A 275-nucleotide genomic window follows, 5' to 3' on the forward strand; every position below is an offset into this window, starting at 1 on the left:
GGCGCCTTCTTGGCGGCAGGAGCCTTCTCCGCAGCCGGAGCCTTCTCCGCCGCAGCGGCCTTGGGGGCCTTCTCGGCGGCAGGCGCCGTGGTGGCCTTCTCCTTCGGCGCAGCCTTGGGGGCAGCCTTCTTCGGGGCCGCCGCAGCGGCTTCCTTGGCTTCTTCTTCAGCCATTAGTCAATCTCCTCGACCTTCACCAGGTGGGCGACCGCACGAACGTAACCCCGGTTGGCGGGGCTGTCCTCGCGCACGACGACATCGCCGATGCGCTTGAGC

At 68.7% G+C, this 275-nt stretch carries 1 protein-coding gene; it reads right to left on the reverse strand.

All coding sequences use genetic code 11. The features are described from left to right. Positions 1 to 172: 172 nt before the first annotated feature. The coding region (locus QWY29_RS20465) for an uL30 family ribosomal protein (protein ID WP_300963063.1) at positions 173 to 275 on the reverse strand (103 nt) is incomplete at its 5' end.

The sequence above is a fragment of the Nocardioides abyssi genome, from assembly GCF_030412915.1.
GTDB classification, from domain to species: Bacteria; Actinomycetota; Actinomycetes; order Propionibacteriales; family Nocardioidaceae; genus Nocardioides; species Nocardioides abyssi.